Raw genomic sequence first — 15,769 nt, 5'->3', positions numbered from 1 at the left:
AACTTTTAATAGAGAGTTTGCTATACTAAAAATTAGCGCATTTTTTCAGGCATCATTTATCATCAATCATTAAGCGAGTCATTATGAATATATTCATTACGGGTGCATCACGCGGTATCGGTCTAGCGACAGCAAAACGATTGCTCGCAAAAGGTCATAGCGTCGGTCTTTTTGATATTGACACGGTTGAGCTTGAGCGTGCGATTGATGATAAAACTTTTAAAAAAGCGCTAAAAGGCAATCGTCTCGTTCATGGTCATCTAGATGTCATTGACCCTGAAGCATGGGATACGGCGATCGATCATATGCTGGAGAATTTTGGTGGTATTGATGTCTTGATTAATAATGCTGGCGTATTGGTGAGTGGCGCGTTGCCCAATACTGACTTGGACAAGCAATTGTCATTGATTGATATCAATTGTAAAGGTGTGCTCATCGGCTGTCATAAGCTAGCGCCGCATTTAGCCGACAGCAAAAACGCCAAAATCATCAATCTCTCATCTGCCTTAGCGATATATGGTCAATCTGAAGTGGCACCTTATTCTGCCAGTAAATTCTTTGTCCGCGGTTTAACCGAAGGGCTAAATATTGAATACGCTGAGCTAGGTATCAAAGTGATTGATGTCATGCCACTATGGGTAAAATCCGACATGACGAAAGACATCAAGGTCACCAGTATCGACCGTTTGGGCATCAATCTAAACGTTGACGATGTGGCTAAAACCTTGTGTAAATTAAGCGCTCAGCCGAATCGCAAGCTGTCACGGACTCACTATCCTATTGGCTTTCCTGCGAAAATGCTGCATACAGCGTCGCAAGTCGCACCTGACTCATTAATGCGCTTTATCAATAGTAAAATCGGTACTAAATAAATTTAGATTATAAAGCTCAAAAGTAACATGACAATATTTAAACGGCTACCAAGATTTGGCAGCCGTTTTTTTACGGTTAAATAAGCAACCTTCGTACATATTTTTAACATCCTGTGACACCTTACTACTAGAGGCAATGATGATAAGCGGACAAAATAGCTATACGACCACATTTAAACCCTACTAGGCTTGTTAACTATAAAAACTAAGGAAGACAGTATGGAACACTCAAAAACCCCGCTACCAGAAGAGATGAATCACATCGAAGGTGATGAAAATATTGATAATGATATCGATGAAGGTCAAGATAACCAAGGTAGCCAAGAGGTCGATTTAGACAATCCTATGCTGCATGTTATCGACAATGATGACTTTGACGATGATGCAGGATTTAATAATTCGCAAGTCGGAAGTGATGCAACCCAAGGTCTTACCCCTGTACATCATCAAAATATCGATGAATCACGTATTGATGAGTTGCTTGTTGAAGAGAATTTAGATGATAGCCACTACCCCAGTATTGCCGACATTGCTGACAAAGACGCGGCAAAATTAAGCCATGACAATGACTTTTAGATAGTACTTTTAGAAAATTATTGATAAAAAAATACCGAACATGATGTTCGGTATTTTTATGAATATTCATTTGATATTAAAAACGTTTATGCCCAACCATCCAGAGTCCCTGCCCAACCTTTTACCAATGGCGCACTCATTGCCTCTAACAAGTCTATATGTGCTTCGTCAGCATTGAGCGCTGGAATATAATGGTATTCTTGCCCGCCAGCATGCAGGAAAGTCTCGCTGTTTTCGATAGCCAATTCTTCCAAGGTTTCTAGGCAATCTGCCGAAAACGCAGGGCTAAGAATCTGTACTGAGCGCACACCTGAGCTGCCCCACTCTTTGAGTACCACATCGGTATAGGGCTTAATCCATTCTTGCTTACCAAAGCGTGACTGGAAACTGATAATCCATTCATCTGGTTTTAGCCCAAGCTCATGAGCCACTTGTGCCGCCGTACATTTACAGCGCTTCGGGTACGGATCGCCTTTATCAGCATAAGGCTGCGGAATACCGTGAAAGCTAAACATGAGCTTTTCAGGCTTGCCATGTACCGCTTGAAAACGGCGGATGCTATCTGCTAATGCTTTAATATATAAAGGATGAGCAAAGTAATCTTTAACTATCGTTATATTGGGCAAATTACGCTGCTTCAGCGACCACTTAGTAATCGCATCATAAACCGCACCTGTTGAAGTCGCTGAATACTGCGGAAACACGGGTAACATGACGAAATGGTCAACCCCTTCGCTACGCAATTGATCCATGACATCAGGCAAACCCGGATTACCGTAGCTCATCGCGGCATGAACAGACACGCGAAATGGCGCAGCACGTTCAGCCAAACGCTTGTCTAACATCTCAACTTGCGCGTTAAGAATATTGCGCATCGGCGAATCGCCATCCCAAATACTGGCATATGCTTCTGCTACCCGTTTCGGGCGACTTGGCAGCACAAACAGATTGAGGATAATCGCCCATAAGAATTTTGGGATTTCAATCACGCGCGGATCGGACAAAAACTGTTTGAGATAACGACGGACAGCTGGCGCGGTCGGCTCATCTGGCGTACCAAGGTTGACAAGTAAAACGGCAATACGGGGAGGCAGGTCAGGTTTCATAGCAGCACTGTTTTATAGTTAAGTTGATGAAGGAAGCTCTACAAAAGATTGTTAAGACAGTATTCAATGAGCACGCTGTTAGTGTAGCATTTTAACCCTTTATAACGCATGGCAAAAGTGTCCTTGTACAATTTGACACGCAGTTATCACTACTCGCCTACGTCGATAGCGCCTAAAACCTGTAGCAATGACCCAGCATTTTTTTCGATTGGCTTAATAACATAAAAACTAAGTATGAAAGGCTGCGCTTGAAGGTTGTACTCATATGCGCATCGCCCTACAATAGGCAAGCACATGGTCAAAAAAACAGTGTAGATAAAACGCTTTTAGTAAACCATTTAAAAATATCGGCAAAACGAGTTGTCGATACAGTGTCCTTCTTATTTTATTGATGATTGTTGTCTTGTGAGGTAGCTTTGAACGCACGCCCTGATAATACCAGTGACCAGTCCGCCACAGATAAAAGCAATGCTAAAGGCAATGCTAAAAGCTCAATCAACACTGAGGAATTATTGAACTCAGTCGGAGTCGTCACGCCCCAGACTCTTCATTTCGCTGAGCCATTAACTCTAGAGTGTAATCGCACTTTACCATCATTCGATTTGATTATCGAAACCTATGGTACGCTTAATAGCGACAAGTCAAACGCTGTGCTTATTTGCCATGCCCTATCAGGCAATCATCACGCAGCAGGCTTTCATAGCGATGAAGATCAAAAAGCTGGCTGGTGGGACAATATGATCGGACCCAATAAGTCCATTGATACCAATCGATTCTTTGTGGTCTGTGTTAATAATATCGGTAGCTGCTTTGGCTCTACTGGTCCCACGACAATAAATCCAGATAGCAGTCAAGCACAAGTATATGGACCTGACTTTCCTCTGGTCACTATCAAAGACTGGGTAAAGACCCAAGCCATGCTTTCAGATCGCTTGGGCATTGACGTCTGGCATGCCGTCGTCGGTGGTTCAATGGGCGGTATGCAAGCGCTGCAATGGTCAGTAGATTACCCAAACCGTTTAAAACGTTGCGTGGTCATTGCCAGTACGCCCAAGCTGTCTGCGCAAAATATTGCCTTTAATGAGGTGGCACGCCAGTCTATTTTATCTGATCCTGACTTTAAAGACGGACGCTATCTGCTAGCAGGCACTTACCCTCGCCGAGGGCTTATCCTTGCGCGAATGGTAGGACACATTACCTATCTGACTGACGATGCGATGAAAGCCAAGTTTGGCCGTGATTTAAAGTCCGGCAAGTTTATGTATGGCTATGATGTCGAGTTCCAAGTCGAAAGCTATCTGCGCTATCAAGGTGAGCGCTTTAGCGAAAATTTCGATGCCAATACCTATTTGCTCATGACCAAAGCGCTAGATTACTTTGACCCGACACGGGATTATCCATTAGAGACTGCTATAGATTCGTCGCCAGAATCTTTAGCCTCGTCCCTTGCTGAATCTGTAAAAGCGGACAGTAGCGAAGACGAGCTAGCAAATACTTTAGCGGACAGTGCGGATATCGACAACATAAGTGCAACCAATCATCAAGAGCTGACCGCATTGAAAGCCGCCTTTGCCCATACTGAATGCCAGTATCTGATTGTGTCATTTACCACGGATTGGCGTTTTGCTCCCGAGCGCTCACAAGAGATTGTCGATGCGCTGATGGCGACTGGTAAACCGGTCAGCTATATCAATGTCGATGCGCCGCACGGGCATGATTCTTTCTTATTTGATATTCCGCGTTATATGGGCGCTGTCAAAGGCTTCCTAAATGCACCATTTATGACTGATAACCGAGACCAAAACAGTCAAAAAACATTAGGAGCGCGCTCATGAGAATGGATCATCAATTGGCTGAGCGTTGGATTGCCCCACACTCACATGTACTTGACTTAGGCTGTGGTAATGGCGAGCTGCTCGCGCATTTACAGCAAAATCGCGGCGTAACTGGTTATGGACTTGAGATTGACGAGGACAAAATCAATGAAGCCATCGCTAATGGTTTATCCATTGTTGAGCAAGACTTGAATGACGGCTTGGCACGTTTCGCTGATAATAGTTTTGATACTGTAGTAATGGCACGTGCACTACAAGCCGTCAAATCGCCCGATATACTGTTGCTTGATATGCTGCGCGTCGCTCGTGAAGCGGTTATTACTTTTCCTAATTTTGCCCATTGGCAGAACCGAATACATTTGGGTTTGAAAGGTATTATGCCGGTCTCAGAAGCGCTGCCTTATGAGTGGTATAACACCCCAAATATTCATCTATGCACCTTTAAAGATTTTGAGAAACTGTGCGCGCAGCATGATATTCATATTATCAATCGTTTTGCCGTCAGTGATTCTGAAAAAGAGCATTCACCGTTGATGACAGCATTGATAAGACAAGCGCCAAACCTACTGGCAGATGTCGCTATTTATCGCGTCACCAAACAAAAACCTAAATGATATTTGCTACTGCTAGCTCTTCTTAAAAGTAATATTGACACCCATAAGTACAACCTTAACTTTAATAAAGTCTTAATATATTCTTACACCTAAGTAACTCTATGATTTTATTGAGGACAACGAGGTATAGAGAGGCAGTAAATCGTGTAATTAGTATTTGAGTTTCGTAAGTTTGGGTGTTAAGCTAGCGAAATAGTGTCAACTGCACCCCGATTAATACCGTTTGTCGGCTTTATTGGAATCTATTGACACATGATAACGATTAATTATATTGCTAATAATTAGGTAAGTTGGTCTTGCAAGATGTCGCCTAATTGTTATCGCCGTCTAACTGTCTTTAGCAAGACAATGTTTAGCGGGACAATTTTTTTTTGCTTATTAACTGCCTAATTTTGGAGCTGCTATGAAATTATTAAAAGCTGCGTTGTTTACTGCCATTTTTTCTTGTGCAGGTTTTGCCAACGCTGAGTTAATATCAAACGTACCACTTGATACGTCACGTTTTGAGCTAATGCCTATTAGCGAATTGTCCAATCGCGCGGCTCAAGGTAATGATCATGCTCAATTTTATCTGGCCAAGCGTTTGCAAAAAGGCGAAGGCATTGCTCAAAATACCAAACAAGCGGTTCAGTGGTATACCAAAGCGGCTCAGCAAGGTGTTGCCCCTGCTCAACTTAACTTAGCCATCATGTACTTGCGCGGTGAAGGTGTACAACCAAACCTACAACAAGCGCGTGGTTGGTTAGAAAAAGCCGCTATGCGTGGTGATAACCGTGCTAGCTATACACTTGCCTTGTTAGATGAAAAGCAAAAAAATCTAGTCGATGCTTATAAATGGTACGACTTGGCTGCCCGTGATGGCATGCTCGATGAAAAAGTCCGTAATAAAGCCCGTGGCAAAATTGGTCAATTGGCATTAAACTTATCCAGTGCTGATATCGCTAGTGCTCGCAGCAAAGCAGATACTTGGTTTCAGAGTAAATAAGCTTTAATTTACTTTATACAATGAATATGCAAAAAGCTCAGTATTTTACTGGGCTTTTTTATTGACTGTTTTTATCCTCGCCTATATCTGGCTTAAGAAGGATAAAACACCCAAAATATTCCTAAAATTTGTTACACTACGCCCGCATTAGCCAATTCCACAATCATGCTAGTGTTATGAATCTTACCAACTCATTCTAACCGTTAATGATAAAAAGCACCTTAACCCAATGCACTAGGTTTGCGACCTAGCCAGCAGGAGAAAAACATGAGTACCTCACAGACTAATAACGTAAAAGCATCAACCCATGCGACCGAATACGACAGCGTGACCAATAATATTGTCGTCGCTGCCCTATATAAATTCACTCGCTTTGCTGACTTTGAATACCGTGACCCAATTCTAAATACCATGCTCGACAATGACGTCAAAGGCACCTTGCTAATCGCTAGTGAAGGTATTAATGGGACCATTTCTGGCAGCCGCCAAGGTATCGATAATGTCCTAGACTATCTGCGTAGTATCGAAGCGATTGGCAGTTTTACTTTTAAAGAATCTTACACTAATGCCCAGCCTTTTTATCGCACCAAAGTAAAGATTAAAAAAGAAATTGTCACCATGGGTGTAGAGAATATCGACCCATTGCAGTCGGTAGGTCGCTATGTCAAGCCAAGCGACTGGAATGCCCTAATCTCAGATCCTGATGTCATCCTGATTGATACGCGTAATGATTATGAAGTAAAAATTGGCACCTTTAAGAATGCGGTCAATCCTAATACCGAAACGTTTCGTGAATTCCCAGAGTACGTGGCAAAAGAGCTAGACCCAAGCAAGCATAAAAAAGTCGCCATGTTCTGTACGGGCGGTATCCGCTGCGAAAAATCAACGGCATTTATGCGCGAGCAAGGTTTTGAAGAGGTTTATCATTTAGAGGGCGGCATTTTAAAATATCTAGAAGAAGTACCTGCCAGCGATTCTATGTGGGAAGGCGATTGCTTCGTCTTTGATAACCGTGTCTCAGTCAATCACAACTTAGAAAAAGGCAGTTATGAGCAGTGTTTTGCCTGTCGTATGCCGATTACGCAAGCTGAGATGCAAAGCCCTGCCTACATAAAGGGTGAGTCATGTCCGCACTGTATCGATAAAGCGACTGACGAGCAAAAAGCACGCTTTCGTGAGCGTGAGCATCAAATGCAATTGGCACAAAAACGTGGTGAAGCCCATATCGGTAGTGACGTCATTGATGTCATTGAGAAGCGCAAAGCAGCTAAGATAGAAGCCCGCCGTCAAGCAGACGCAGCCAATAAAACTAAAGCTAGCTAAATTTATGCCTTAGAAATATGTAAAATGCGATAAAAAAAGAGAGGCTCTTATGAATAGAGCCTCTCTTTTTTGTTATTCGCTATTTATAGCGCTAACTATAAATTCAAACTGTTATTACAAAACTTAAAACAAAATACGCACACGAATTGTCTCTTGAACGTCTTTTAGCTGATCTAAAGCCGCGGTTGAGTCGTTATAATCGACATCCATAACGAGATAGCCGACATCGCCTTCCGTCATCAAGCTCTGCGCCAAGATATTGATATTTGCTTCAGCAAACAGACGGTTAATCTGTGACAGGACGCCTGGTACGTTTCTGTGGATATGTAGCAGGCGATGCGTACCTTCTTTAAACGGAATCGATACTTCTGGGAAGTTGACCGCCGTTGCTGTATCGCCTTGGTCAGAATATCGCACAAACTTATCTGCAACTTCCAGTCCAATATTTGCCTGTGCTTCTTGGGTTGAGCCACCGATATGCGGGGTCAAGATGACATTATCGAACTTACGCAGTGGTGATTCAAACTCTTCATCAGCAGATTTTGGCTCTTTTGGGAACACATCAATTGCTGCACCCAAGATTTTGCCAGATTCAAGCACGGCAGCAAGGTCATCAATCTCGACACAAGTACCACGCGCAGCATTGATAAAGTAGCTGCCGTCTTTCATATGCGCAAACTGCGCCGCGCCCATCATGTAGCGTGTGCTTGGCAGATCAGGTACATGCAAAGTCACGATATCAGCAGTAGATAACAGCTCTTCTAAGCTAGCTACTTGGACTGCATTACCTAGTGGCAGTTTGGTCAAAACATCATGATAAATGACTTTCATACCAAAGCTTTCAGCCAATACAGACAGCTGCGAGCCAATAGAGCCATAACCGACGATACCGATGGTTTTGCCGCGTACTTCATGTGAGTTAGTCGCAGACTTACCCCAACCACCGCGATGTACAGTGGCACTCTTTTCAGGGATACCGCGATAGAGCATAATGGCTTCAGCAAGTACCAGCTCAGCGACCGAACGGGTGTTTGAGAATGGCGCATTGAAGACCGGGATACCGAATTCACGAGCAGCATCTAAATCTACTTGGTTGGTACCAATACAAAAGCAACCAATGCCGATAAGCTTATGTGCATGCTGAAGCACTTCACGTGTCAGCTGCGTACGCGAGCGAATACCGATAAAATGAGCATCTTTAATCTTTTCAATCAGCTCATCTTGATCCAATGCATGACTGATATTTTCAATGTTTTGATAACCAGCATCTTTTAATACTTTTAAAGCATTGTCGTGCAGACCTTCAAGCAATAAAAACCGGATTTTGTCTTTTTGGAGTGATAACGCCATGTGAGAACTGTCCTATAATTGTCTTATAAAAATCATCTGAGGGATAAGCTTGGATGAATGAAACGAAAAGAGTCTGGATATCTTACACAAAATTGGGCGGCGATGTTAGCAGATTAGATGAATTATTGGTTATCAATCCTGAAAACTTTTTATGCTATAGTGAATCCTGCTATCCAAATGAGCAGCCATACCCTGTTTACGATGTATGCCCATATATAAAAGCAAACTCATAACACTCTACGATTGCGACGACTATTAAATTGCAATAATATACATTGTTAATATTCCCTTAATAACATACACCATTAAACACGTTTAGTTATAGCCATTTGGTTATATGATAATTCCCATAATAATCCCCTCTATGCATAGCACTCACGTTGATACCGAGATTTGACCATGACTTCTTTATCTAGCCAAGCCCTATCTGAAACCTATACCGCGGCTGTCCAGACCCTATTAAATTCGCTGATTGACGCCCATCAGTTTGATGCCAGTCAAATTAAAACTGATAGCGAAAGCTTAGAGCATTGGGGTAAAGACTGGACCAAGCACTTTGTACCCGCACCTGCGGCTATCGTCTTTCCAAAGACTACTGAGCAAGTACAAGCAATTGTATTACTTGCTAATGAGCATGATGTGGTATTGACCCCAAGTGGCGGTCGTACGGGATTATCCGCAGGTGCGGTTGCCGCCAATGGTGAGATTGTAGTCAGTATGGATAAGATGAACCATATCGGACAATTTTATCCTGCCGATCGTATGGTTGAGATTGAAGCCGGTGTGGTCACTCAGCAATTACAACAGTTTGCTGAATCAAAAGACCTCTACTACCCTGTCGACTTTGCCTCAGCAGGCTCCAGTCAAATCGGTGGCAATATTGGCACCAATGCTGGCGGTATTAAAGTGATACGCTATGGTATGACCCGTCAATGGATCATGGGGCTGACCGTGGTGACCGGTAAAGGCGATATCTTGCAATTGAACCGCGGTATGGTCAAAAATGCCACCGGCTATGATTTGCGCCAATTATTTATCGGTAGCGAAGGCACCCTTGGCTTTGTCACTCATGCCCAAATCAAGCTTGAGCGTCAGCCGCAAGACTTAAACGTCATGGTGCTGGGTATGGACAGCTTTAATGATGTGATGAATGTGCTGTCTGCCTTTCAGGCAAAGATAGATTTGACCGCGTTTGAATTCTTTGATGACGTAGCGATTGATAAGCTGATGGCACACGGTCAAGTACAAGAGCCATTTGAATCGCGCACCAAATTCTATACGCTATTAGAATTTGAAGCGCCTTATGAGCCTATCATGGATAAAGCCATGGCGATATTTGAGGAGTGCATGGAACAAGGCTGGGTCGTCGATGGGGTCATGAGTCAGAGTCTGGCGCAAGCAGAGGAGCTTTGGAAGCTGCGCGAATATATCTCTGAGACCATCTCAGTATTTACCCCTTATAAAAATGATGTGTCAGTATTAATCAGTCATGTACCTGATTTTATCGCTGAGATTGATCATATTGTCAGCAGTAACTACCCTGACTTTGAAGTCTGTTGGTTCGGTCATATCGGTGATGGTAACTTGCATTTAAATATCTTAAAGCCTGAAAATATGGGTAAAGACGATTTCTTTAGCGAGTGTCAAGTCGTCAACAAACACGTGTTTGAAACAGTGCAAAGATATGGCGGTTCAGTCTCTGCTGAGCATGGCGTTGGTATGACCAAAAAGCCTTATCTACACTATAGCCGCAGTGAGACTGAGATTGAGTATTTGCGTGAAGTCAAAAAGGTTTTTGACCCAAATAATATTATGAACCGTGGTAAGATTTTCGATATGTAAGGCGTTCTTACTCCTGATATATCTTTAATTATTAAAGATAAATAGAAAGACGCTCAATCGATAAGATTAGCGTCTTTTTTTATGCTCAAATAACACTAGTACGATATATTTAAGTGAATCGCCTATATCTTTCTAAAGTGGCATAAACTATACATACAGCAGCGCTAAACCTGCGACGAGCAGCACACTCAAAAAACCCTGAACAACTAAAAAAGCCTGATGCGGCGCAGCGACATGGCGCACCATATTACCTAGCGCATTGTAAGTGATGCCCGCTGCATTGATATGAGGCGGCGTATCAAAATTTTTGATCACTTGTAAGAATAATTCGGTATGATCGGGTCTCCAATCGTGGGGCGAAAATGGCAAAAACGGTGATAGCTGTGCCGCTTGTTTTTTGGTTGCAGGTGACCATAACCAACGTTCCAAAAACAGTAAGCGCATACGCCAATCAGAAAAACTGCGCTGCTTGATGACTTGCACTAATAGCACTTGAATGTTTTTATGACGGGTATCGACATATATACGCTGAATTAGCGTCAGTACTCTGGCTTTTTCACCCTCAATGCACTGCAAAAAATGTCCATTGCCATAGCATAACGTGCCTGTAATACCCTGCTGCTGATTATAATTACGCGCATGACTTTCTACTTCTTCGAATATCGTCGTGCTAAAACGCGAACTAAGCGTCATGCTACTGACGTACACCAATTGCACCAGTGCAGTATCTTCAATGTCGTCTAATGTTCTAAAAGCAGCAGTATGAATTTCAGGCGTCATTAAAAATTCCTAACGGGTTAATATTAAATATGAGCAAGGAAAAACAACCAAATAAAATTAAGTATAAATTTATCAAATGATGTCTCGACGAGGCAGAAAGACTCACAAAAACCTAGCAAATCTTTACGACGTTTGACTGTCATTAGCTGACGAGCTTGATATCATACCAGTCGACATTTACTTCAATAAAACTATAATCAGCAGTCAAGGTACGTTAAAAGGCAGTCAAAGCACCCTTGAAGTGCGATAGAGCCACTTGCAAACTTATAAAAATGCCTCATTAAAATAGATCATATGAGAAACGATCCTTATAACTTATTGTAAATACACAGATAAATGATTGTAACGATTCTCACAGCCTATTGGTATATTTTTCTCAACATTGTTATGCCGAAACCTTGTCCTTAAGTTGAGACTTAAGTTTGCCGTTATTTACCCCACTTATATAAAAATTAATCGCAAGATGTGTCGTACCTTCATTTATCAATATCACTTATCAACACCCGCATACAGAAACAACAGACAGGAATTTTATGAGTAAGATAGAAAAACCAGAAGACTTTCATTTAACGATTGCTGAGATTAAGAAAAAAGACTACCCGCAACTAAAAGCGTTAATGGATCGAGTCTATGTCAATTTAGGCGGCGCATGGTCAAAGAATACAATTCATACTTTGATTGACGCTTTCCCAGAAGGGCAGATTGCTTTATTTGATCACGACGAGCTGATTGGTATCGTATTATCTATGCGCGTTGATTATGCAAAGTTTTCTAATCCACATACCTATGATGACTTGATTGGTCATAAAGAGATTATCAGAGACAATCCTGAAGGCGATGCTATCTATGGTTTAGACGCTCTCATTGACCCTGAATATCGTGGTTATCGCTTGGGTCGCAGGCTGTATGATGCCCGTAAAGAGCTTTGTCGTCAGTTGAACTTCCGAGCTATTTTAGCTGGTGGTCGTATTCCAAACTACCATAATCATCAAGATTTAACGCCCGGTGACTATATCGATGCGGTTGCCTCACGCGAAATTCATGATTCTGCGCTTTCCTTCCAATTATCGAATGGTTTTATCGTCAAGCGTATTTTGACCGCTTATTTGCCAGATGACAAACAGTCTAAAGGCTTTGCGACCTTACTTGAGTGGGCAAATATTTATTATGAACCCAAAGACTATAAGCCCAATACGCGCAAATCTGAAGTGCGTATCGGCGGTATCCAGTGGCAGATGCGTGAAGTTGAGTCGCCAGAAGAGCTGTTGCAGCAAGTTGAATTCTTTGTCGACGTTATGGCTGATTACAACTCAGACTTTGCCTGCTTGCCAGAATTTTTTAACGCGCCATTGATGGGTTTGTGTGAGTCGACGGATCAAAACATTGCGATTCGCTTTTTGGCAGGTTATACCGAGTGGTTTAAAAACGAAATATCGCATTTAGCGGTCAGCTATAACGTTAACGTTATTATGGGCTCCATGCCATTACTAGATGAAGACGACACGCTGTACAATGTCAGTTATCTATGTCGCCGCGACGGTACGGTAGAAGAGCAACGCAAAATCCATATTACTCCGCATGAGCGTAGCGCTTGGGTCATCGAAGGCGGTGATGAGGTCAAAGTATTTGATACGGATGCTGGTCGTATTGGTATCTTGGTCTGTTATGATGTTGAATTCCCTGAGCTTGCCCGCTTGTTGGCGCTCGATGATATGGATATTTTGTTTGTGCCTTTTTGGACAGATACCAAAAACGGCTACTTACGTGTGCGCCACTGTGCTCAAGCGCGAGCCATTGAAAACGAATGTTATGTGATGATTTGTGGATCAGTGGGTAACTTACCGCAAGTTGAGAGCTTAGACATTCAGTACGCGCAGTCGTCTATTTTTTCACCGTCAGATTTTGCATTCCCGCATGACGCGATTATGGCAGAAACAACGGCCAACACTGAGATGGTTTTCTTTTCAGATGTGAATTTAGACAAGCTCACTCACGTCCGTAACGAAGGTTCGGTCCACAATTTGCTTGATCGCCGTGATGACTTATTTAGCTTAAAATGGAAGCGAAAATCCAAAATTCCAGCGAGCAAGTTGAGTGATGAAGAGCGCCGTGAAAACTCTGGTAGCGTACTTTTAGGCGATCCATTACAAAACCGTGCGCAAAAGCCTTAAGTGAGGACTATCCAACCGTTAATTAATAGCATACTTAATTAATAAGACTCTTAATATTTTAATCATACGGCTGACTATTCAGCCGTATATTTTTATCTATTACAAACTATAGTCAATTCCAAATAAAACAGATACGTTATATCCCAACGCAGTACTGGTATAAATTTTTCTGGCATGCTGTGCTTACGCCGACAGAGGCTGCGTAAAATTCATCCCAGTCCTACTGTATCGCTTTAATACTGAATTCACTGTACTTATAAAAACTACCTAGCAAAAAAGCAGCCATTATGACGACTGATAGCGACAAGACGATTGAAAAACCTAAAAAGACCCCCAAGCAAAAAGCACTGTCACTTATTAAAACTGTGCTGCTCTACGGCTTGGTATTTGCCATTATTTATACTGCTGTTAACTGGTGGCGACAGCCGGTCATGCCAGCCGATCCACAGTTGCAATTGATGGATTATCAAGGGCAGAGTATTGATTTGGCAGCAATGAGTGCGGATAAACCCACGCTGGTCTATTTTTGGGGTACGTGGTGTCCGATATGTAGCGTGACCTCACCGAATATTAATACGTTGGCTACAGAAAATAACTATCCAGTTGTTACGGTCGCTATCAAGTCTGGCTCTGACCAAGAGTTACACAGCTACCTTAAGCAAAGCAATTATAGTTTTAATACTGTAAACGATAAAGAAGGCGCTATCTTTGATGATTGGCAAGGGCAAGTCACGCCCTCTTATGTCATATTAAAAAATGGCGAGATGAGCCAAGGGCTTACAGGTATTCAACCATTATGGTCATTAAAACTAAGACTGTGGCTGTCGTCAGTTTTTTAGGGCTGAAATTAACTGTAGTCTTAGTCTAGCACCTCACGCAAAAACCCTATAGCAGAGCTCACTGCTATAGGGTTTTTTGTCTAAACATTTGAAAAAATTATGACATAAAGCGTTGTGCCGCAGGCATCTTTAACATCAAGATCCAATAGATAGCACCTGCTGGAATTAAGCTTGCATACCAAGAGATACTTGAGAATAGTAGAGCGACTACAATCCCCACTACCATAGCGATAACAGCTGCCATGTTGACGCCCTTATAGGGACCATTCTCATCATATAGCTTGTCAAGATCCAGCTTTTGCTTACGTAAGAAATAGTAGTCAACGACTAAGATGGCAAATATAGGACCCAAAAACGCTGAGTAAGTTTGAATAAATAAGTTTAATCCCGCAGCAGATTCATCTTTTACCAACTCCCAAGGGAATGTCCCAAAGGCAAGCAACCCAACAATAACTGCAGCGGTTTTATACTTAATTTTGAAGATATCCATTAATGCATAAGCAGGCGGTACGACGTTGTTTAAGATATTGGTAGTGACCTGCGCAAAAGCAATGAAAAGCATCGTAATGATTAATAGAGGCTTATTATCAACGGCGCTAGAAAATACCTTGATAGGATCAACTTCACCAGTCGCACTGGTCACCATTACACCAATCAGACCCATAAACAATGTTGCAGGTAGGATAGAGTTGGCATAGATGGCTACTTGACGAAAAAGACCAACATCTTCTTTTAGTTCACGCGAATAGTCAGAGACGTTAAGCATCATCGTACTGTAAACGCCTAAAAACAGCATGGTTGCGCCCCAAAATGGCGCTCCCCAAGTCCCTTCTGTATTGATAAGATTGGTTGAAATCACATCACCATATTTATTAATCACACTAATAAACATGTAAATCAGTGAACCAATAATAAAAATTGAGCCAATGTTTTCAAGCCATTTGATACCATGAAAACCCAAAACGGACAGACCAATTTGTAAAAACTGAAAACCAACAAAGAAGACGACTATATTACTGTAGCCAAACAAGGCATCAGATACTAAGTTCAAGGCACCGGCACCAATCCAGCTCTGAAAGCCAAACCAGACAATCGCAGGTACAGAGCGCACCAGTGCTGGTATGCGACTACCAGTGAAACCAAAAGATGAACGACTTTGCACCATAAACGGGATGCCATATTTATGACCTGCGCGACCGTTAATCATGAGCGCGGCACCAATAACCGTACAACCAATGGCGATTGCTAGCACTACTTGTAATAAGTTAAGAGTACCAACCAAACCTGACCCAACGGTGAAGGTACCAATAGAGACACACCCACCTAACCAAGTAAATAAATAAGACCAAGAGCCCATAATTCGTGTGGTTTGCGGTGCTAGGCTCTCTTCACCAACCCCTTTATGCTCTATTGTTTTTACGCCTGCCGTAGCAACGGCTCCTTGAATATTGTCCATCACCTTCTCCTTCCTTGAGA

Annotated in this window: 13 protein-coding genes; 9 read left to right on the top strand and 4 right to left on the bottom strand. The window is 42.5% G+C overall.

Annotated features, from left to right (window positions below; all coding sequences use genetic code 11):
* Positions 1-83 precede the first annotated feature (83 nt).
* Together PSYCG_RS02105 and PSYCG_RS02100 are read left to right on the top strand one after the other, a co-directional pair.
* Positions 84-872 carry an SDR family NAD(P)-dependent oxidoreductase gene (locus tag PSYCG_RS02105; RefSeq protein ID WP_020442753.1) on the top strand — a complete coding sequence of 263 codons (789 nt, stop codon included), beginning with the start codon at positions 84-86 and terminating at the stop codon, positions 870-872.
* A 219-nt stretch (positions 873-1,091) separates the two neighbouring features.
* On the top strand, positions 1,092-1,448 hold the full coding sequence (locus PSYCG_RS02100) for a hypothetical protein (RefSeq protein WP_020442752.1): 357 nt from the start codon (positions 1,092-1,094) through the stop codon (positions 1,446-1,448).
* Positions 1,449-1,534: 86 nt separating this feature from the next.
* Here the strand turns inward: PSYCG_RS02100 and hemH are convergent, their stop codons facing one another.
* Positions 1,535-2,554: a ferrochelatase gene (gene hemH / locus PSYCG_RS02095; protein WP_020442751.1), complete on the bottom strand. Its 1,020-nt coding sequence runs from the start codon at positions 2,552-2,554 to the stop codon at positions 1,535-1,537.
* 512 nt (positions 2,555-3,066) lie between these two features.
* On the opposite strand from hemH, the gene metX reads away from it, so the two are divergent.
* From metX to PSYCG_RS02075, 4 genes are all read left to right on the top strand, one after another.
* Positions 3,067-4,389, top strand: a complete 1,323-nt coding sequence (gene metX, locus PSYCG_RS02090; protein WP_144061787.1) for a homoserine O-acetyltransferase MetX — start codon at positions 3,067-3,069, stop codon at positions 4,387-4,389.
* Positions 4,386-5,003 carry a methionine biosynthesis protein MetW gene (gene metW / locus PSYCG_RS02085; protein ID WP_020442749.1) on the top strand — a complete coding sequence of 206 codons (618 nt, stop codon included), beginning with the start codon at positions 4,386-4,388 and terminating at the stop codon, positions 5,001-5,003. Before metX ends, metW begins: the two co-directional genes overlap by 4 nt.
* A gap of 403 nt (positions 5,004-5,406) precedes the next feature.
* On the top strand, positions 5,407-5,988 hold the full coding sequence (locus PSYCG_RS02080; RefSeq protein ID WP_011512780.1) for a tetratricopeptide repeat protein: 582 nt from the start codon (positions 5,407-5,409) through the stop codon (positions 5,986-5,988).
* A 267-nt stretch (positions 5,989-6,255) separates the two neighbouring features.
* A complete protein-coding gene (locus PSYCG_RS02075) occupies positions 6,256-7,311 on the top strand; it encodes a rhodanese-related sulfurtransferase (RefSeq protein WP_020442748.1) in 1,056 nt (351 codons plus the stop codon).
* A gap of 123 nt (positions 7,312-7,434) precedes the next feature.
* Here PSYCG_RS02075 and serA read toward each other — a convergent pair whose 3' ends face one another.
* Positions 7,435-8,661, bottom strand: a complete 1,227-nt coding sequence (gene serA, locus PSYCG_RS02070) for a phosphoglycerate dehydrogenase (protein ID WP_020442747.1) — start codon at positions 8,659-8,661, stop codon at positions 7,435-7,437.
* Between the two features lie 399 nt (positions 8,662-9,060).
* Here serA and PSYCG_RS02065 point away from each other — a divergent pair, with 399 nt between their 5' ends.
* Entirely contained in the window at positions 9,061-10,503 is a 1,443-nt protein-coding gene (locus PSYCG_RS02065) for an FAD-binding oxidoreductase (RefSeq protein WP_020442746.1), read from the top strand.
* A 147-nt stretch (positions 10,504-10,650) separates the two neighbouring features.
* Here the strand turns inward: PSYCG_RS02065 and PSYCG_RS02060 are convergent, their stop codons facing one another.
* Positions 10,651-11,283, bottom strand: coding sequence for a BLUF domain-containing protein (locus PSYCG_RS02060; RefSeq protein WP_020442745.1), 633 nt, complete (start codon positions 11,281-11,283; stop codon positions 10,651-10,653).
* A gap of 533 nt (positions 11,284-11,816) precedes the next feature.
* On the opposite strand from PSYCG_RS02060, the gene PSYCG_RS02055 reads away from it, so the two are divergent.
* On the top strand, positions 11,817-13,454 hold the full coding sequence (locus tag PSYCG_RS02055) for a carbon-nitrogen hydrolase family protein (RefSeq protein ID WP_011512775.1): 1,638 nt from the start codon (positions 11,817-11,819) through the stop codon (positions 13,452-13,454).
* A gap of 287 nt (positions 13,455-13,741) precedes the next feature.
* Positions 13,742-14,293: a protein disulfide oxidoreductase gene (locus tag PSYCG_RS02050; RefSeq protein ID WP_020442744.1), complete on the top strand. Its 552-nt coding sequence runs from the start codon at positions 13,742-13,744 to the stop codon at positions 14,291-14,293.
* 97 nt (positions 14,294-14,390) lie between these two features.
* On the opposite strand, the gene PSYCG_RS02045 is transcribed toward PSYCG_RS02050, so the two are convergent.
* The gene (locus PSYCG_RS02045) at positions 14,391-15,749 is read right to left on the bottom strand and encodes an NCS1 family transporter (protein WP_011512773.1); all 1,359 of its coding nucleotides are present in this window, start codon (positions 15,747-15,749) and stop codon (positions 14,391-14,393) included.
* Positions 15,750-15,769 lie beyond the last annotated feature (20 nt).

This window comes from Psychrobacter sp. G (assembly GCF_000418305.1).
Taxonomy (GTDB): Bacteria; Pseudomonadota; Gammaproteobacteria; order Pseudomonadales; family Moraxellaceae; genus Psychrobacter; species Psychrobacter cryohalolentis.
The sequence above is the reverse complement of the archived record's forward strand: the minus strand, read 5'-3'. Positions and strand labels throughout refer to the sequence as shown.